Here is an 18119-nt window from a genome sequence, read left to right on the forward strand (position 1 = left end):
TAAAAAAATAAGACGCTCCATGCGTCTTATTTTTTGTCTTTTGAACATCATAATAGTCGTTAAGAACACGTATAGCGAACCACACGTAAGGTGGCAGGGCGAGCATCTAGTGCATCACGTGCACCTAGGTTTTCGGAGTTACGAAGGTCTGGGGTATTTGACAGTCCAAAGTTCGCACGTGTATTACCAATTTGACGGCCGTACTGGGTATTTTCCAAAGCAGGATTTGCAATTTCGTTCACGCTTAAGATTTGTAATTTATAGGTCTTTTGCGTATTTAATACTTTTTGGCAAGCACGTTGTAATTTATTGGCATCCAGTTGTTGGTTTTGGCGACCCGCTAAAGTATATGCAAGTGTTGCGCTATCTGCAGATTTGGACTCTATTTGAAAGCCTGTTTGACCATTAAAAGCACGTGGAGTGCTTTGGCAAGCAGCCATCGACATTGCAACAATACCCAAACTTAAAACTTTGTAAATATTTTTCATCATTCATTCGCCGTGTGTATTTGTATGTTCAGTATGCCATAGTCCGTCTGTCGACTCGATGGCGAAAACCAAGAAAGCCAAAGAAGTTTGATTAAATCTTTGATGCAGCCGAAACGATGAGTAGATGGAAATGGAGATAAAAAAAGCTCATCAAAATAGGCTTTGATGAGCTTAAGTGGAATAGCAGGGCTGAGCGAATTAATCGTCAGTGATCATGCTATGTTTTTTCGTATCTTTCATGAAGACATAGGTAATTAAAGATAAACCAATCATGAATGTAATGTAGTAGAAGAAGTAGTTTTCATGGCCTGCATTTTTGAAGCTCAAAGCTACAAGTTCTGCGGTACCACCAAAGAGTGTATTTGCAATGGCATAAGGCAATGCAACACCTAGGGCACGGATGTGTGCAGGGAACAACTCTGCTTTTACTACGGCATTAATCGCAGTATAACCAGTTACAATTACCATACCGCTCATGCAAAGCATAAATGCTGTGGTTGGGCTGGTAGTTGAACCGATACCATTGAAAATAGGAATGGTAAACAGCACACCAAGCACACCAAAGGCGATCATAATTGGCTTACGACCAATTTTGTCTGAAAGCGCACCGATAGCAGGTTGTAAAAGCATGAAGATGAAAATTGCAGCAGTGGTAATTTCAGTTGCTGTGGTTTTTTCAAAGCCAGACGTGTTGACCAAATACTTTTGTAAATAAGTGGTAAAGGTGTTGAACGCTAAAGTACCACCGGCAGTCAACATGATCACAGTGAAGGCTTGTTTAGGGTATTTGGTAAATAACGCTAAAGCACCTGATTTTGGACCACCATTTTTAGCTTGTTCTTGAGCTTCTTTAGAGGATTGAGTTTCAACTAAACCGCGACGAATCCAGAACACCACTATAGCGAGCAACGCACCGATAAAGAAGGGAACACGCCAGCCCCATTCAGTTAAAGCTTGTTCTGAGAAATTGCGTTGTAGGATAATTAAAACGCAAAGAGCCAATAGCTGACCTGAAATCAGTGTGACATATTGGAAACTTGAGAAGAAACCGCGGTGGTTTTTACCTGCCATTTCAGTCAAATAGGTCGCACTAGAGCCATATTCACCGCCGACACTTAAGCCTTGGAGTAAACGCGCTAAAAGTAGAATAGCGGGTGCGAGCATCCCTACAGAATCGTAGGTTGGCGCACATGCGATCATCAGTGAGCCGACACACATCAACGATACAGACAGCGTCAAACCTGCTTTACGACCTTTACGGTCCGCATAAATACCCATGACCCATGCGCCGATTGGACGCATTAAGAAACCGAGTGCAAAGACTGCAGCTGCTTGTAAGAGTTTTACAGTATTGTCACCGTCAGGGAAAAATTGCGGTGCAAAGTAAAGGGTAAAAGCAGCGTAGACATACCAGTCGTACCATTCAACGAGGTTGCCGGCAGATCCGCCGAGGATAGATTTGACACGAGTTTTTCTATCCAATTGTTCAGGAACAACTGGCTCAGATGAGTTTGACACATCATTCTCCAAGGAATGAATGCAAAACATATCCATTTAAACTCTTTGGGAAAAGTTTAAATCAATATATTTTGTCGAAATGGGAGATGGAACTATATTTATTTAATTTATACTCCTGTTGTCGCAGAAAATCATGCGACTTTAGTCTATAAAATGCGATTTTTTTGACCAGATACATTTTTCACGACTAAATGAAAACAACAAGGCCTCATAGATTGAGGCTTTGATTGGAAAAACATGCTGTTTTTGATCAGCTTGATCAATAAGTCATCATCAAATAATTCTGATCAATGCTCTTGAATTTTGGAGTGGTGTTTGGTGTCTTTCATAAAGACGTAGACCAATAACGAAATAAAAATCATGATGGTTACATAGATGAAAAACCATGACTCGTGACCAGCTTCTTTAAAACTTAGCGCAAAGAATTCTGCTGTACCACCAAAGATGGTATTTGCAAGTGCATAAGGCAGCGCAACGCCCAATGCGCGAATATGTGCAGGGAACATTTCTGCTTTTACAACCGCATTGATCGAGGTGTATCCCGTGACAATCACTAAACCTGCGAGACAGAGCCAAAATGCGGTCCAATAATCTTGAGTTTGTCCTAAGGCACTAAATAGAACATAGGTGAACAGCACCCCTAAGATACCGAAGGCGATCATTAGAGGTTTACGACCAATTTTGTCGGATAGACCACCTGCTAGTGGTTGTAAGCACATAAAAATAAACAGCGCTAAGGTGGTGATTTGTGTGGCCTCAGGTTTACTAAAGCCAGAGGTATTGACCAGATATTTTTGCAAATAAGTGGTGTAAGTATAAAAAGCCAATGTACCTCCAGCTGTTAAAAATAACACCGTGAATGCTTCTTTCGGATAATGCTTAAAGAGAGAAAATAAGCCTGATTCAGGCTGGTCCTTTTGCTCTTGTGCATTTTTGAAGGACTGGGTTTCTAGCAGGCCACGTCGAATACGGAAAACCACTACCGCTAAACACGCACCGATAAAGAATGGAATACGCCAGCCCCAATCATGCAATTGTTCTTCGGTCAGCAACCATTGCAAAATAAGTAGTACGCACAGTGCAGTCAACTGACCTGCAATCAGTGTCACATACTGAAAGCTTGAAAAAAAACCACGACGGTCGCGGTCAGCCATTTCACTGAGGTAGGTTGCACTGGCGCCATATTCACCGCCGACACTTAAACCTTGAATTAGTCGTGCAACCACAAGAATAATCGGCGCCAAAATACCAATTTGGTCATGCGTTGGAGAAATGGCAATCATCAATGAGCCGATACACATGAGTGTGACGGAGAGGGTTAAACCTGACTTTCGACCTTTTTTGTCTGAATAGATCCCCATAATCCATGCACCAATGGGCCGCATGAGGAAGCCCACTGCAAAGATGGCCGCGGCTTGGAGAAGTTGTGCAGTCTGGCTGCCCTGAGGGAAAAAAGCATGGGCGAAATAGAGGGTGAATGCCGCATAGACATACCAATCGTACCATTCAACAAGATTACCTGCTGAACCTCCGAGAATGGATTTTACTCGGGTCTTTGTATCTAAATTTGATTGAGTAACAATTTCTTCCGTCATTTTAAAATCCATCTTTTTTATTGTGTGAAAATATCTTATGCGTATCGAAAAGCATGAAATGTAAACTAAAAAAGAGGTTTTGTTGAAAAAGTGTACAAATCAACGGCTTGTCATGAATTTTGCTTTGAATAAGGGTGTGGGCATTAAAATGATTGATTTCATGCTTGAGCCAGCAACCGTTTAAACGTACATTTAAAATATAACTTCTCATTTAATGAGGAATACAAAAACTCAGCGTAAGGATATCGTGACCAAAATAGGTATCTTGATCAAAAAATGATGATCAATGAGAAAAATAATAAAGCAAAGAAAACGAAGCATTGTTGAATAAAAAGATATAGTGGGAGGGAGCGATGAATACACAACAACAATTAATATATGACATGGTGGTCATTGGTGGTGGAATCAATGGTGTTGGTATTGCTTGTGATGCAGCGGGGCGTGGTTTAAGTGTTTTGCTTTGCGAAAAAGATGATCTCGCGAGCCATACTTCATCTGCAAGTAGCAAATTAATTCATGGTGGTCTTCGCTATTTAGAACATAAAGAATTTCGTTTGGTACGTGAGGCACTGGCAGAACGCGAAGTTCTCCTTAAAAAAGCCCCCCATATTATTCGACCGATGCGTTTTATCATGCCACATGAACCGCATTTACGACCGGCTTGGCTAATTCGTACTGGATTATTCTTTTATGATTATTTGGGTAAGCGAGAACAGCTTGCAGGCTCCAATGGAATTGAATTTGATGTGGAAGTTAGTCCTTTAGCACCTAGATTTACCCGAGGGTTTGAATATTCCGACTGCGCTGTGGATGATGCACGCTTGGTTGTACTCAATGCGATACAAGCACGGGAATATGGTGCACAGGTTCTGACTCGAACAGAATGTTTAAATGCATACAGTAAAGCTGGCATTTGGCAAGTGTGTTTAAAAAATACCAAGGGTTTTCAAAATGTGCAGGCTAAAGTATTGGTGAATGCGGCAGGTCCTTGGGTTGCTGACTTTATAAAACAGGGTTTAAAGCAAGAGTCACCTTATGGTATACGCTTAATACAAGGTAGCCATATCATCGTTGCAAAGCTCTTTGATGGTGATAAAGCTTTTATTATGCAAAATGATGATCATCGCATTGTTTTTGCGATCCCATATTTAGAACAATATACCTTGATCGGCACGACAGATCGTGAATATCATGCAGACCCAAATCGAGTAAAGATAAGCCAAGAAGAAATCGATTACTTGCTTGATGTGTCAAATGATCACTTTAAAACTCAATTGACGCAAACGGACATCATTTCAACCTATTCAGGTGTGCGTCCGCTGTGTGATGATGAATCAGATAATCCAGCAGCAGTCACGCGAGATTATACTTTGGCACTGACAGATGTAGAAGGTGCAGCATTGCTATCAATTTTTGGTGGCAAGCTCACCACCTATCGAAAACTCGCAGAAGCGGCGCTAGATCAACTTAAAACTGTTTTTCATCATCGATCCAAGCCTTGGACTGCTGATACAGCATTACCTGGTGCGGAAAATTTAGAATCAATCGAGCAGTTGATAGTTGAAATCCAACAAAATGTTAAAGGTGTTTCAAGCAGTCTAGCAAGTCGTTGGGCGCATGCTTATGGAACACGTGTCTGGATTTTGCTGAATCATTTAACTTCGATTGATGAGCTTGGGCAAAACTTCGGGCATGGCTTGTATGCTCAAGAAGTAGATTATTTGGTTGAGCATGAGTGGGCGAGAAGCTCTGAAGATATTTTGCAAAGACGCACAAACTTATATTTGCAATTCAGTGCATCTGAAGTTGATGTTTTGGACGAGTACTTAATGGCAATACGTATAAAGCAAAAAGCTCAAGATGTGGCTTAGTTGATATAAAAAAGACCGCGCAAGGCGGTCTTTTAAATCTTTCTTAATCCCTCTTTTAATGGAGGGAAATTAAAGGCCGATTAAGCAGATTTTTTTACAGCTTCTAAAAGTTCGTCTTGACGTACTTTAAGTGCTTTTGGTAAGCGATCACCAAGTTTGTTGAACAATTCAGTGTGGCTTTCAAGTTCTTTGATCCATTGATCTTTATCTTGAGAAGTTACAAGCTCGAATTGCTCTTTAGTGAAGTCTGAACCAGTCCAGTTCAATTGTTCGTATGTTGGAACAAGGCCGATAGGTGTTTCAACAGCGTCTGCACGACCTTCACAACGGTCAATGATCCACTCAAGAACACGCATGTTTTGACCGAAACCAGGCCATACAAAGTTACCTTCAGCATCACGACGGAACCAGTTCACGTTGTAGATACCAGGAAGTTTATTGCCAGCAGCTTTAGCTTTAGCAGCAACTTCTTCACCAAGTTCTAACCAGTGAGAGAAGTAGTCAGCCATGTTGTAACCCGCAAATGGAAGCATTGCGAATGGGTCACGACGAACGATACCTTGTTGACCAACAGCAGCAGCAGTTGTTTCAGAGCCCATAGTTGCAGCTTTGTAAACACCGTCAACCCAGTCAAATGCTTCTGAAATTAGAGGCACTGTGTCTGCACGACGACCACCGAAGATGAATGCAGAAATTGGAACACCTGCTGGATTTTCCCAGTCAGCATCAATAGAAGGACATTGACCAGCTGAAACAGTGAAACGAGCATTTGGATGAGCTGCTTTTTCTTCGCCGGTGTGTGGTTGACCTTTCCAGTTAGTCAAGTTAGCAGGCGCTTCTTTAGTAAGGCCTTCCCACCATACTTCACCTTCGTCAGTTACAGCAACGTTAGTATAGATTACGTCTTTATGAAGAGTCGCCATGCAGTTCGGGTTAGTCTTGGTATTTGTACCAGGTGCTACACCGAAGAAACCAGCTTCAGGGTTGATTGCATATAAACGACCATCTTCACCTGGTTTGATCCAAGCAATATCGTCACCTACAGTTTCAATTTTCCAACCTTCGTAACCCGCTGGTGGAATCAACATCGCGAAGTTTGTTTTACCACAAGCAGAAGGGAATGCAGCTGCGATGTAGTGTTTTTCGCCTTGTGGGTTAGTCACGCCAAGGATGAGCATGTGTTCAGCTAACCAACCTTGTTGACGACCCATAGAAGATGCAATACGTAAAGCTAGGCATTTTTTACCCAACAATGCGTTACCGCCGTAACCAGAACCGTAAGACCAGATTTCACGCGTTTCTGGGTAATGAACGATGTATTTTTCAGGGTTGCAAGGCCAAGCAACGTCTTTTTGACCTTCTTCAAGCGGAGCACCAACAGTGTGTACGCAAGGAATGAAGTCACCGTCAGTACCAAGTACGTCATAAACAGCTTTACCCATACGAGCCATTTTAGACATGCTTACAGCAACGTAAGGAGAATCAGTAAGTTCGATACCGATGTGAGCAATATGAGAACCTAAAGGACCCATAGAGAAAGGAACTACGTACAAAGTACGGCCTTTCATTGAACCGTCAAATAAACCATTCAGACGAGCACGCATTTCAGCTGGAGCTTCCCAGTTGTTTGTTGCGCCTGCATCTTCTTGTTTTTCAGAACAGATGTAAGTACGACCTTCAACACGAGCAACGTCAGAAGGATCAGAATTAGCAAGGTAAGAACCAGGATGTTTTTCTTGGTTAAGTTCTTGCATAGTGCCGTTAGCGATCATCAAGTCGATATAACGTTGATATTCTTCTGCGCTACCGTCACACCATTCGATTTTTGCTGGTTTGGTTAATTTGGCAATTTCTTCCACCCAAGCAATGAGCTTAGGGTGACGAACGAATTCTGGTGCGTTCACTTGGGTCATGGTGAGGCCTATCTCAAAAATGTACTAACCGTACAAAGTATAATCTGCATCATGGGATACATCATGCAGATAAAAGATGAAAAAAAAGTGGCTGTATTAAAGCATAAATTCATAAAAAAAATAAGACTAAAGAAGTGGTAGATTTTTTTTGGTAGTTAATGCTATTTATATTAAATATAGATAAAATACAATAACTTAACATATTATATGGTGAATTTTAACTTTATTTATTAACGTGATGGACAATATTTTATGTAGTTATTTTTAATAAAAACAAAAAGTTGCATGTAATTGATATTTGAGAATTATTATTGATTAAATAAATGGTGGTAATTCGATTTTTACATAAAGGCGCTATTATTTGCTGTTAAATTCGACAAAATACAATACTAAGCGGCCAAGATGTATAAAAAGTGATTAAACAAGCCAAGCCTTTATCTATTATCTATAATAAAAAATCAGGATTTCATGCTGCAAACAAAGATGAAGTCTACGAGGAACTTGTGCGGATATTATCCGATCATAATTTCGAAATACAGTCATTTGAGCTTGGGCAGGAAGCGAGTTTTGATACTTTAATGAGCAAGGTATTTGCACGCCATAAAGACCCTGATAATTTGGGTGTTGTGGTTGCTGCAGGTGGTGATGGAACCTTAAATGCTGTTGCTCATCAGTTGATGCATACCGATATTCCTATGGGGGTCTTACCTTTGGGCACATTTAATTATGTGGCGCGGGTACTCAATATTCCTCTCGATTTAATTCAAGCGGCACAGGTGATTGCGACAGGCAATAATCGACAGGTGCACGTGGCGCAAATCAATGAACATATCTATTTAAACAATGCCAGTTTGGGCTTGTATCCTTTATTTATACAAAAAAGAGAATTTTATAATCAAAAGTTTGGGCGTTTCCCATTGCATGCTTATACCTCAGGTTTGGATGTGCTGATTCGAGATCGTAAAGAGCTGAAATTGGAAATAGAAGTGGATCATCATATTTATCCAGTCAAAACGCCCTTGATCTTTTTTGGCAATAATCAATTGCAATTGGCCGATTTAAACTTGCAAATTGCTAAGGATGCAGAGGCAGGTAAAGTTGCAGGTGTGGTGGTCGCAAAAAGTGATAAGAAAACGTTATTTAAAATTTTATGGCAATTGATCCGTGGCAATATCGACAATGCACCAGATGTGTATAGTTTTGCCGCTGATGAAGTCACCATACATACCCAACGAAAAAAAATGACCGTTGCTGTGGATGGTGAGATTGTAGAAATGAAACCGCCGCTTAAAATTCGAGTGCAAAAACAAGCCTTAAAGATACGGGTGCCACATGATACTGCATCTGTCTGATCTGCATTTCGGCACTGAAAAGCCAGAGTGTATGCGCGCTATTCAGCAATTTTGTCGTGAACAGCGTATCGAGGCCGTGGTTGCCAGTGGAGACTTGACCCAACGTGCGCGTTATCGTCAGTTTTATGCATGTAAGCAATTTTTAGAAAGCTTAAAGCTGCCTTATATCGTTGTGCCGGGGAATCATGATATTCCGCTATATCATTTATGGAACCGTGTTTTTAGCCCTTTTGCACGTTATCAATTTTTTTTTGGTGCCATGGAAAATGTACTGGAAACCGAGCATTTTTATTTAATTGGGATCAATAGTATTCGCCGCCGTTACCATACGCGAGGGCATGTATCGCTCGAGCAAATACATCATGTCGAGGAATTACTTAAACATGCGCCGCCCAATAAAGTGAAATTAATCATAGCGCATCAACCTTTTTATACGCCGCCCAATGACCCGCATGGTGTGAAAGATTGTCCTGTTCAAGGGCGTTTGGCACTCGAACAGTGGAGTCAACACGGTTTAAATGGTTTATTGCATGGACATTTACATGTTCCAGCCAGCTATGACCTCAATCAGATTTATGCTTTAGGTGCTGCGCATCCAGTTTGGGATATTCATGCTGGAACTGCAACGTCATATCGCCTACACGATAACCTTGCCAACAGTTTTAATGTCATTGATGAGCAGATGAATGTGCAGCATTATTTTTATAATTCAAAGTTAAAAATATTCGAAGAAAATCTTAGTACTCATATTTTGGATGAGCTTTAATCCTTTAAATTTAAATTTTGAAGAAAAAAAATACAAAAAAATGAAAAAAATTAAATTTTGCCCTTGAAGGGTTTTTTTCCATCCCCACAAAAGTGTCATCTAAATTATTTTTTTGTCGATGGCTTACGGAAATCAAAATGTCATCGTCTTTTATCTAGTAAATAGACTTAGTCTGGAGTTAACTATGAGCAATATTCGTCCTTTGCATGACAACGTTGTGATTCGCCGTGTTGAAAAGGAAACTAAAACTGCTGGTGGTCTTATTTTAAGTACTTCAGCAGCTGAACAACCTGCTCAAGGCGAAGTAATCGCTGTAGGTAATGGCAAAGTAACTGACAATGGCGTACGTGCATTAGACGTTAAAGTTGGTGACAACGTATTGTTTGGCACTTATGCCGGTACAAAAGTAAAAGTAGCAGGCGAAGAGCTTCTTATTATGAAAGAGTCTGACATCTTAGCGGTACTTGAAGCTTAAGTTTCGTACACGCATTTAGACCCTTTTATTCATCATAAATTGTTAAAAATTTTAAAAAGATTCGGAGTTAGACATGTCAGCTAAAGACGTAAAATTTGGTGATTCAGCGCGTTCAAAAATGATCGCGGGTGTAAATGTACTTGCAGATGCTGTAAAAGTGACTTTAGGTCCTAAAGGCCGTAACGTTGTAATCGACCGTTCTTTCGGTGCGCCGCACATCACTAAAGATGGTGTTTCTGTTGCTAAAGAAATCACGTTAAAAGACAAGTTTGAAAACATGGGCGCTCAGCTAGTTCGTGAAGTGTCTTCAAAAACCAACGACATCGCGGGTGACGGTACAACAACTGCAACTGTTCTTGCACAAGCAATCCTTAATGAAGGGATTAAATCAGTAACTGCGGGTATGAACCCAATGGATCTTAAACGCGGTATCGACATCGCGGTTAAAGCTGTAGTTGCTGAAATTAAAGCGACTGCAAAACCTGCATCTGACTCTAAAGCGATTGAACAAGTAGGTTCTATTTCTGCGAACTCTGACACCACTGTTGGTAAACTTATTGCTCAAGCAATGGAAAAAGTCGGTAAAGAAGGTGTAATTACTGTTGAAGAAGGTTCAGGCTTTGAAGATTCTCTAGATGTTGTAGAGGGTATGCAGTTTGACCGTGGTTACATCAGCCCTTACTTTGCAAACAAACAAGATACGCTAACAGCTGAACTTGAAAACCCATACATTCTTCTTGTTGATAAAAAAATCAGCAACATCCGCGAATTAATTGCTGTACTTGAAGCTGTTGCTAAAACAGGTAAACCGCTTCTTATCATTGCTGAAGATGTTGAAGGTGAAGCACTTGCAACTCTTGTTGTAAACAACATGCGTGGCATTATCAAAGTTTGTGCTGTTAAAGCACCTGGTTTTGGTGATCGTCGTAAAGCGATGCTTCAAGACATCGCGATTTTAACTGGCGCGACTGTAGTTTCTGAAGAGGTTGGTATGTCTTTAGACCAAACTACACTTGAGCACTTAGGTACAGCGCATAAAGTTACTGTTTCTAAAGAAAATACAGTAATTGTTGATGGTGCAGGTGTTGCAGAGCAAATTGCTGAACGTGTAACTCAAATTCGTGCTCAAATTGAAGAATCAACTTCAGAATACGACAAAGAAAAACTTCAAGAACGCGTTGCTAAATTGGCAGGCGGTGTTGCTGTAATCAAAATCGGCGCTGCAACTGAAGTTGAAATGAAAGAGAAGAAAGATCGCGTTGACGATGCACTTCATGCAACTCGTGCTGCAGTTGAAGAAGGTGTTGTAGCAGGTGGTGGTGTTGCACTTGTACGTGCTGCAAAAGCACTTGAAGGTGTGTCTGGTGCTAATGATGACCAAAATGTTGGTATCAACATTTTACGTCGTGCAATTGAAGCGCCGCTTCGTCAAATCGTTGCAAACTCTGGTGATGAGCCATCAGTTGTAATCAATGCTGTGAAAAACGGTGAAGGTAACTTCGGTTATAACGCTGCAACTTCAGAGTATGGCGATATGTTAGAAATGGGTATTCTCGACCCTGCGAAAGTAACACGTTCTGCGCTTGAGCATGCTGCATCTGTTGCGGGCTTAATGCTTACAACTGAATGTATGATTACTGAAATCCCAGAAGACAAACCTGCTATGCCTGATATGGGCGGTATGGGCGGCATGGGCGGTATGATGTAATCTGCCTATGCTATGATTAATACTTTGTAATTTATATATTTATTCATAAAATTTTTATAAGTTACTCACAGTATTACTCACAAAATAATTTGTTGTAAAAAAAGGTCGCTATTATAGCGACCTTTTTTATTCTAGCTTTTTCAAAGGGGCTTAAGATAAGTTCCTGAGCTTGTGATGCAAGCGAGTACATAACTATTCAGCCAAAAATTTTTACGACCATCCTTGATCGGTGACTGTATACGTCCATCTTTGATACGTTGATAGAGCTCTTTTTCACTGATATTCATACGTAGTGCAAATTCAGCGGTAGAAACCCGTCGTTCAGTATTGGTGAGGTCTATTGTAAATCCCATACCATTCCCCTGAATTAATGACTAACAACAGAAAACAAATGATGTTTGAGAGATAGATTAAAGTAATCTATTAAAAATATTGCTAAATCAAGCATTTCAATTCCTATATGCTAGTGTTTAAAGTTTTTAATGCGCATCATTTCTTTATGAGTTCATCACATGAAATATGCCACTAAGCTAAACATAGCAGGATCAAATTTTGAAAAAGGAGATTTATGCAAAACTTCAAAAAAATGGTTAATTTCTAAATTGAGTGTGGACTTTAGAATTCTTACGGTAATTGGTTGTTTGAATTTTTTGAAATAAATAATGAAAATAGTATATGTTCTAAAGTGCCTTAAATTGAACTTTAATTGGTATTTCAGCGATCTAAGTACCATATAGGTGACTTTACATGACACGGCATAATTCTAAGACAGCGCATGCTCTTGCTATTGAGTTAGGGCAAAGGTTACAAAGAGCTAGACTCAACTTAAATCTGACACAACTGGAGATAGCTCAACACACAGGAGTTTCTAGAAAAGTTGTGATGAATGCAGAAGCAGGGCAGGTTAGTTTAGAAAACTTGATTGCGATTTTAATGACATTAGATCTATTGGATCATCTAGATTCATTTTTGCCTGAACAGCCATTTTCTCCAATACAACTATTGAAACTTCGAGGTAAGGTTCGACAAAGAGCAAGTCGTAAATGTGATAAAAAATTAAAAATAAAAGACGAAGATGATTTAGGCTGGTGAACTAAGATATAAGCTTAATGATGGCTTCAACCCTTGTTAGGTTGAACAAAAACTTCACACTATGTTCAATATTTGTTGACCTCTACATTTACTTGAAAAAATTCAATTCTGCATAAATTGGATGAGACTTGGAGTGAACTATGATATTGTTATTTAGTGTAATATTCGATGTATTAGACAACTAAATATTACTTCTATCCTTAGTTAATGGTTCATATAAAAAATAAATTTTTTATTAGCTTTTTAGGGTGAATACTTTGTCATTATTAGTCCGAGTAGATTCAAAAGAGATAACTAGTAGATTAGAGTCATCATTAATAGTTGGAAATAACTATGCCATGAGAAAAATGAAGAGTTTGAGCTCTTTAATCTTAGATAGTTCTAAAAACAAAATACTATCAAAATTGGATTACTATCCAACAATATTTTTATATGGTCCGCCGAATACAGGGAAAACTACCCTTGTTTATTCTTTATTCGATTTACTTAAATCGAAAAATAATAATATAAATTTATATTATTTGAATTTTTCACTAGCTATGTCAGCAGAATATGGGGGAACATCGAAAAACTTAATTGAAGTTTTTAGCGATTTAACTCAAGAATGTTCTAATGAAAATCCCAAAATTTTATTAATAGACGAAATAGATCAATTTTGTATTACTAGGGATAAATCTAATGAACATGATGCCTCAAGAAGAGCAATGTCTGCTTTCTTACTAGAATTAGATAAACTTCACCCTTCATTAGTACAGGGAATAATTATTGTTGCGATTAGCAATATTGAAGATAAGATTGATGTAGCTGTAGTCAGACGTTTTAATTTAAAAATTAAGGTTTATGAAAGGCTTAGTATATCTGAATTTAAAGAATATTTAATTAAATTAGTTGCAATTATTTCATCTTTGAAACTTTCTGATGAGGATATTAAAAAATTATATAATATTTATTTGGATAAAAATATGACAATTCCTGATGTTAAAGGTTGTTTTAGAAATGTTATAACTAATACATTAAATGAAAAAGATATAACTATAAATGAGATTATTGTGGCATTTAACGAGGCCTATAGTTCTGTTGAGAATATATTGGAGTAGAAATGGTTAGAAATTTTGAAACTGATGAAGATGAAATGATATTTCATTTAGAATTACATCGTGACGTAATAACATGGTTGTGTAATAAATTAGAAAAAAATGGTATTAAGTATAAAAGAACGCGTGGGAATTCATCAAAAGGAGATATATTGCTGATAAATAAAAATGATACGAGTAGGGTTCAGGAAATGATCCGTAATTATCACAAAGAATTTAATGGTAAATAATATGACTGATAGTGATCAGGGGCTTCCATCTATCGAAATAAAAACTAACTATGTTCATACTGGCATTGTTAAAGATATGATAGAAAAAAGGAAAAAAGCGGGGGTTTTACCAATTGCTATAGTTACAACAGATCGGATATCAGGTCCTGCGAAAACTATGCTAGATGAGAATGATATCGCATGGGCCGAAATTCCTGAGTTAGAAATAAGGGCAACTGAAAAGACCGAAGCTGAAGATAGTGAGGGTGAATAAATATGAATATTGAGTTGATTTCCATTTCTAAAAATACTGAAGTAAATGCTATTAAAGTATTTGATTTTACTCCAAATTTTTTCTTAAAGTTAAGTAAGTCAGACTTCTCTCAAATTGGTGATTCAGTAACAAAACAACTAGTTGTTGAGGGAGAAATTGTTGATATGAAACTAGTGGAAATGTCCCAATTTATACGGGATACAATTATTAGATTTCTTGAGAAAATGTATGTAGACCTTTCATTTGAAAGTTTTGAAAAGTTAGGTTCTTCACCATCAAAAGAAGAATTTCAAGAATATACTTGTGATCTGAAAGAACTAAATCAATTGATTATTTATTTAAGAGAAACAGAATATACTCATTTAAAGAGAGTATAAAAGTATAAAGCAATCAAAAACTCTTTATGAGAAAGAGCTCTTTTCCTTTGTTAATTAGATGATTGTGAGCTATAAGTTAAGAATTAACAAAATCAAAGTCTTATTTTGTGGAAAGCCGAATCATAACGATTGGGCTTTTTATGAATTTGTCTATATCTCACAGTTTGTTTAGCTCTGAGTCGTTATAAAAAGCATTAAAGTCTATCTAGACAGAATAAGAGTAAGTACTTCAATACAGGCTGCTTTTAAAGCCAACTAAGTTTTTATGTAAGTCTAATTAAACTTTTAGCGAAAATTTCAAAATTCCCAACATATCTAATCTTCAAATTTTTACTTTTAGTAGCCTTAGCCTAGTTAGGTGAATACCTAATATGGATGGTGGTGTCATTAAGCAAGCCTACCTGTAGCTACAAAAACAAGTGCTACGCACTTTTTTTGGTACGCAACAGGGCTTGTTAGGGAGACCCCTAAGACCCCAGAACCCTCACGATTCAAATGGTGAAGTCATGGCACATGGCAAGCGTACGATTGTTAAAAGGTTAAGATTTACAGATGCTCAAGCACAAAAATTGGAGAATTTATTAGAAGCTGAAAATATGATTTTTACTGATTTTATTCATTTTTTAATTACCCGAGAATTTCTTCTTAAAAAGAATTTTAAGTTGGTTGAATTGGAAAGTGAAAATGAAGTCGGCGTTGAAAATAATGAGGCTAAGAAAAAACATCGACGTAAAGCTAAATATATGCAGCCTTATACAACTAAGGTAGATCCAGAGCTATTAAGGGAGTTGGGTAGAATTGGGAATAATATCAATCAAATAGCTAAATCATTGAATCGTTTATGTTTAGGTAAACAAGCAGATATAGAACGATTTTCCTTTGGTATGTGTCTAATAATACTAAGCGAGATCCAACAAGAACTTCATCAACATCTTGAGCCATTACCACCGATCGTTAGATCTGATGCTGCCGTTGAGAGAGCTAAACAACGAGCTATAGCACGTGCAACAACAGGTAGGAGCTAGTCATTATGTATTTCAAGTTCCTTGAAAATGGTGTCGGAGATCCAGCACGTGCTGCCAGTTATCTCATTGATGACAAAGATCATCAAAATCGTCCTAGAGCAGGTGTACAGGTTTTACGAGGTGACCCCAGCACTTTTGCGGTTCTAGCAAAAAGCTCACCACATAAGTACAAATATACGTCTGTCGTTATTGCTTGGGCTGAGGAGGATAAATTATCGGATCAGGATATATCGGAGGTATTAGATGCCTTTGAACAACATGCATTCGTAGGCTTAGAGCCACATCAATATCACATGACGGCTGTAATGCATGTTGAGGACAATGGGGCAAAGCATGTTCATATTCTTGTACCACGAATAGAGCTGACTTCAGGTAAATCCTTAAATATTGCACCACCCGGACATAGACACTATTTCGATCCACTTAGAGATTACTTTAATTATCGAAATAATTGGGCACGACCTGATGATCCAGCGCGTAGTCGGGATTCAAAGCTCCCTAACCACATTTACTTTGAAAATGCTGCAGCAATGCGTGCAGGCTTAAAAGGGGAAACTCAAAAGCATCGTATTCAATTAATTGATCAGTTCATTTTGCATCGAATATTAAGTGGTGTTGTAACGAATAGGGAATCCATCATCCAAAGTTTAAAGGAAATTGGAGAAGTCACCACAGTGGGTAAAGACTACATCACGTTAAAGACAGATGATCGTAGACAAAGATTAAAGTCGGATTTTTATCATGAACAATTTTCAATCCAGAATTATCTCCAAGATAGAAATAGAACAACAGGTGCTCAAAGAACACGAGAACAAATCGCAGAAGATTTGGAACGAGATCGAAAAAAAGCAAACCAATGTTTTGAACAAGTTGGACGTGTTAGAGCAAAACGTGAGCATTACAACAAACAACATTACCCAGACATTAGTGCAGTATCAACATTTGATGAGTCAACAGTTCCAGAGTTTACTCGAGGCACAGAAAACAGCTCATCTTCAAGAAGACAATATCAATCAGCTGAATGCTCAAGTCAACGAAATGAGTACGATCAATTTACACAATCAAGAAGTGATAACGGCTCAGGATCAGGAGAAGGAAGAGCTAGAGACCTTTATCAGCAAACAGCAGAAGTTAATCAACCAAATGGAAGTGAGGCATCTCAAGCAAAACAGTGCTTGGGAAGAAAAGATCACCTTGATTCAATCAGACAACACACATATTCCTCAGCAAATGCGACTTTTAAAAATACTGAGTGGGCTCTGCTTAACGAGCCTCATTTTGCTTTTAACTCTTATCCTTTGGAGATAAGCCATGATCATGACCGAATTAGGACAACTGAATCTGGAGTATTTAAATCAACTACAGATCCAAATCGAACAATTGAAACAGCAGCAACAAATGCATCTGAGTATCGAAGACAGCTTAAAGAAGACTGTGGAAATACAGAAGCATTATCAAATAGCATTAGAAGAGAAAATAGTGCTATTAGAAACAGAATTGAAGCACAACAAGTTAACACTCAACAATTACGAGCAGGAACTCAAAAAGGAGTTGCCCTTACCCGATCTAAGCACTTTTTTAGCAGACTTAAAACCAGCATTATTACAACACTTAAAAGCTTATTTGAATCATCCAGAAATTATCGAACTGATCAAACAACTGGTCGAAATCAATCTGAATCCACATCTACAGAATCTCAAAGCTTTGGACTCAGTCGATTGGTCAGCTTTGCAAAACAGCGAAGTACCAGACGTAGCCTCATTAGAAGTAATATTGAAGGATTTGGATGGTATGAGAATGACATTAAAAGAATTGATGCAAACTTACAAAATACGTGTCGTTTGATAAAGCGTTATAAATTTCCAGTGTATAGCTTGGATCACTATCTACGATTGATATATGAGAGTAATGAAAGAGCACATCTTTCTGAATCAATCGAAATAGCATCTCAGGCAGATAGAGATATGAGAAAGTTCATTCAGGAAATACAGAAAGAGCCTTATGGTGCATATGCAAAAAAAGGATTAAATATTGATTACTCTAGAGCAATTAAGAAATGCGTCAAAGATATGGTTGATCAGATTCAGTATATACGACCAGAAGATTACCAAAATATGGATGGCTTTATAAAAACAGTTAAGTGCTATACAGAAATGCTTGAATTTAGCCTTCCAGATGTAGAAAGAATACCAAATTATTTTCACGTAGATGAAATGATTCAAACCTCGATTAAGAGTAAGCGTCCGCTGAACCCCATGCCTATTTTTTAATTTGAGTTGGATTTCCAGCGATGTGGCAGTAATTCTTCAATCTGAGTCACTTTATGTGTCGGCAACCTTTTCAGCACATCACTTAAATAGGC

18 protein-coding genes are annotated in these 18119 nt (G+C 38.3%); 12 read left to right on the forward strand and 6 right to left on the reverse strand.

The features are described 5' to 3' along the window. Nucleotides 1-59: 59 nt before the first annotated feature. From FTT99_RS12935 to FTT99_RS12945, 3 genes are all read right to left on the reverse strand, one after another. Nucleotides 60-488: a hypothetical protein gene (locus FTT99_RS12935; protein ID WP_078193296.1), complete on the reverse strand. Its 429-nt coding sequence runs from the start codon at nucleotides 486-488 to the stop codon at nucleotides 60-62. A 198-nt stretch (nucleotides 489-686) separates the two neighbouring features. Then, on the reverse strand, nucleotides 687-2006 hold the full coding sequence (locus tag FTT99_RS12940; protein ID WP_180041673.1) for an MFS transporter: 1320 nt from the start codon (nucleotides 2004-2006) through the stop codon (nucleotides 687-689). A 287-nt stretch (nucleotides 2007-2293) separates the two neighbouring features. Beyond that, nucleotides 2294-3613 (reverse strand): MFS transporter, encoded by a 1320-nt coding sequence (locus tag FTT99_RS12945; RefSeq protein ID WP_078192971.1) that lies wholly within the window; start codon nucleotides 3611-3613, stop codon nucleotides 2294-2296. 341 nt (nucleotides 3614-3954) lie between these two features. Between FTT99_RS12945 and glpD the strand changes: the two genes are divergently transcribed. After that, a complete protein-coding gene (gene glpD / locus FTT99_RS12950) occupies nucleotides 3955-5472 on the forward strand; it encodes a glycerol-3-phosphate dehydrogenase (protein ID WP_180132077.1) in 1518 nt (505 codons plus the stop codon). Nucleotides 5473-5552: 80 nt separating this feature from the next. Here the strand turns inward: glpD and FTT99_RS12955 are convergent, their stop codons facing one another. After that, nucleotides 5553-7385, reverse strand: a complete 1833-nt coding sequence (locus tag FTT99_RS12955; RefSeq protein ID WP_180007483.1) for a phosphoenolpyruvate carboxykinase (GTP) — start codon at nucleotides 7383-7385, stop codon at nucleotides 5553-5555. A gap of 413 nt (nucleotides 7386-7798) precedes the next feature. Here FTT99_RS12955 and FTT99_RS12960 point away from each other — a divergent pair, with 413 nt between their 5' ends. The 4 genes from FTT99_RS12960 to groL all read left to right on the forward strand — a co-directional run bounded on the left by FTT99_RS12960 (nucleotide 7799) and on the right by groL (nucleotide 11686). Beyond that, nucleotides 7799-8737 carry a diacylglycerol kinase family protein gene (locus FTT99_RS12960; RefSeq protein ID WP_078192968.1) on the forward strand — a complete coding sequence of 313 codons (939 nt, stop codon included), beginning with the start codon at nucleotides 7799-7801 and terminating at the stop codon, nucleotides 8735-8737. Continuing rightward, on the forward strand, nucleotides 8718-9503 hold the full coding sequence (locus tag FTT99_RS12965; protein ID WP_180132078.1) for a metallophosphoesterase: 786 nt from the start codon (nucleotides 8718-8720) through the stop codon (nucleotides 9501-9503). Before FTT99_RS12960 ends, FTT99_RS12965 begins: the two co-directional genes overlap by 20 nt. 184 nt (nucleotides 9504-9687) lie before the next feature. Then, complete coding sequence (gene groES, locus FTT99_RS12970) at nucleotides 9688-9978, forward strand: co-chaperone GroES (RefSeq protein ID WP_078192966.1); 291 nt, start codon at nucleotides 9688-9690, stop codon at nucleotides 9976-9978. 73 nt (nucleotides 9979-10051) lie between these two features. Further along, nucleotides 10052-11686, forward strand: a complete 1635-nt coding sequence (gene groL / locus FTT99_RS12975) for a chaperonin GroEL (RefSeq protein ID WP_078192965.1) — start codon at nucleotides 10052-10054, stop codon at nucleotides 11684-11686. A gap of 140 nt (nucleotides 11687-11826) precedes the next feature. Here groL and FTT99_RS12980 read toward each other — a convergent pair whose 3' ends face one another. Beyond that, entirely contained in the window at nucleotides 11827-12039 is a 213-nt protein-coding gene (locus FTT99_RS12980; RefSeq protein WP_005025061.1) for a hypothetical protein, read from the reverse strand. 394 nt (nucleotides 12040-12433) lie between these two features. On the opposite strand from FTT99_RS12980, the gene FTT99_RS12985 reads away from it, so the two are divergent. From FTT99_RS12985 to FTT99_RS13015, 7 genes are all read left to right on the forward strand, one after another. Further along, entirely contained in the window at nucleotides 12434-12778 is a 345-nt protein-coding gene (locus FTT99_RS12985) for a helix-turn-helix transcriptional regulator (RefSeq protein WP_180025591.1), read from the forward strand. A gap of 257 nt (nucleotides 12779-13035) precedes the next feature. Next, the gene (locus tag FTT99_RS12990) at nucleotides 13036-13875 is read left to right on the forward strand and encodes an ATP-binding protein (protein ID WP_180025592.1); all 840 of its coding nucleotides are present in this window, start codon (nucleotides 13036-13038) and stop codon (nucleotides 13873-13875) included. 2 nt (nucleotides 13876-13877) lie between these two features. Then, nucleotides 13878-14102 (forward strand): hypothetical protein, encoded by a 225-nt coding sequence (locus tag FTT99_RS12995; protein WP_180025593.1) that lies wholly within the window; start codon nucleotides 13878-13880, stop codon nucleotides 14100-14102. 1 nt (nucleotide 14103) lies between these two features. After that, the gene (locus FTT99_RS13000) at nucleotides 14104-14355 is read left to right on the forward strand and encodes a hypothetical protein (protein WP_180025594.1); all 252 of its coding nucleotides are present in this window, start codon (nucleotides 14104-14106) and stop codon (nucleotides 14353-14355) included. A gap of 2 nt (nucleotides 14356-14357) precedes the next feature. Continuing rightward, nucleotides 14358-14732, forward strand: a complete 375-nt coding sequence (locus FTT99_RS13005; protein WP_180025595.1) for a hypothetical protein — start codon at nucleotides 14358-14360, stop codon at nucleotides 14730-14732. 506 nt (nucleotides 14733-15238) lie between these two features. After that, the gene (locus FTT99_RS13010; protein ID WP_180025189.1) at nucleotides 15239-15757 is read left to right on the forward strand and encodes a MobC family plasmid mobilization relaxosome protein; all 519 of its coding nucleotides are present in this window, start codon (nucleotides 15239-15241) and stop codon (nucleotides 15755-15757) included. 5 nt (nucleotides 15758-15762) lie between these two features. Then, a complete protein-coding gene (locus FTT99_RS13015; protein ID WP_180161579.1) occupies nucleotides 15763-18027 on the forward strand; it encodes a relaxase/mobilization nuclease domain-containing protein in 2265 nt (754 codons plus the stop codon). Here FTT99_RS13015 and FTT99_RS13020 read toward each other — a convergent pair. Next, on the reverse strand, nucleotides 18024-18119 hold a 96-nt coding region (locus FTT99_RS13020; protein ID WP_141192730.1), incomplete at its 5' end, for a transposase domain-containing protein. The two genes, FTT99_RS13015 and FTT99_RS13020, sit on opposite strands and share 4 nt — an antisense overlap.

The organism is Acinetobacter sp. YH12040 (assembly GCF_013420005.1).
Lineage (GTDB): Bacteria > Pseudomonadota > Gammaproteobacteria > Pseudomonadales > Moraxellaceae > Acinetobacter > Acinetobacter amyesii.

What these genes read in the sequence shown, in the direction of transcription:
- FTT99_RS12935 (WP_078193296.1), bottom strand. Translation starts at nt 488, where the DNA reads ATGAAAAATATTTACAAAGTTTTAAGTTTGGGTATTGTTGCAATGTCG.
- FTT99_RS12945 (WP_078192971.1), bottom strand. Translation starts at nt 3,613, where the DNA reads ATGGATTTTAAAATGACGGAAGAAATTGTTACTCAATCAAATTTAGAT.
- glpD (WP_180132077.1), top strand. Translation starts at nt 3,955, where the DNA reads ATGAATACACAACAACAATTAATATATGACATGGTGGTCATTGGTGGT.
- FTT99_RS12955 (WP_180007483.1), bottom strand. Translation starts at nt 7,385, where the DNA reads ATGACCCAAGTGAACGCACCAGAATTCGTTCGTCACCCTAAGCTCATT.
- FTT99_RS12965 (WP_180132078.1), top strand. Translation starts at nt 8,718, where the DNA reads ATGATACTGCATCTGTCTGATCTGCATTTCGGCACTGAAAAGCCAGAG.
- groES (WP_078192966.1), top strand. Translation starts at nt 9,688, where the DNA reads ATGAGCAATATTCGTCCTTTGCATGACAACGTTGTGATTCGCCGTGTT.
- groL (WP_078192965.1), top strand. Translation starts at nt 10,052, where the DNA reads ATGTCAGCTAAAGACGTAAAATTTGGTGATTCAGCGCGTTCAAAAATG.
- FTT99_RS12980 (WP_005025061.1), bottom strand. Translation starts at nt 12,039, where the DNA reads ATGGGATTTACAATAGACCTCACCAATACTGAACGACGGGTTTCTACC.
- FTT99_RS12985 (WP_180025591.1), top strand. Translation starts at nt 12,434, where the DNA reads ATGACACGGCATAATTCTAAGACAGCGCATGCTCTTGCTATTGAGTTA.
- FTT99_RS12995 (WP_180025593.1), top strand. Translation starts at nt 13,878, where the DNA reads ATGGTTAGAAATTTTGAAACTGATGAAGATGAAATGATATTTCATTTA.
- FTT99_RS13000 (WP_180025594.1), top strand. Translation starts at nt 14,104, where the DNA reads ATGACTGATAGTGATCAGGGGCTTCCATCTATCGAAATAAAAACTAAC.
- FTT99_RS13005 (WP_180025595.1), top strand. Translation starts at nt 14,358, where the DNA reads ATGAATATTGAGTTGATTTCCATTTCTAAAAATACTGAAGTAAATGCT.
- FTT99_RS13010 (WP_180025189.1), top strand. Translation starts at nt 15,239, where the DNA reads ATGGCACATGGCAAGCGTACGATTGTTAAAAGGTTAAGATTTACAGAT.
- FTT99_RS13015 (WP_180161579.1), top strand. Translation starts at nt 15,763, where the DNA reads ATGTATTTCAAGTTCCTTGAAAATGGTGTCGGAGATCCAGCACGTGCT.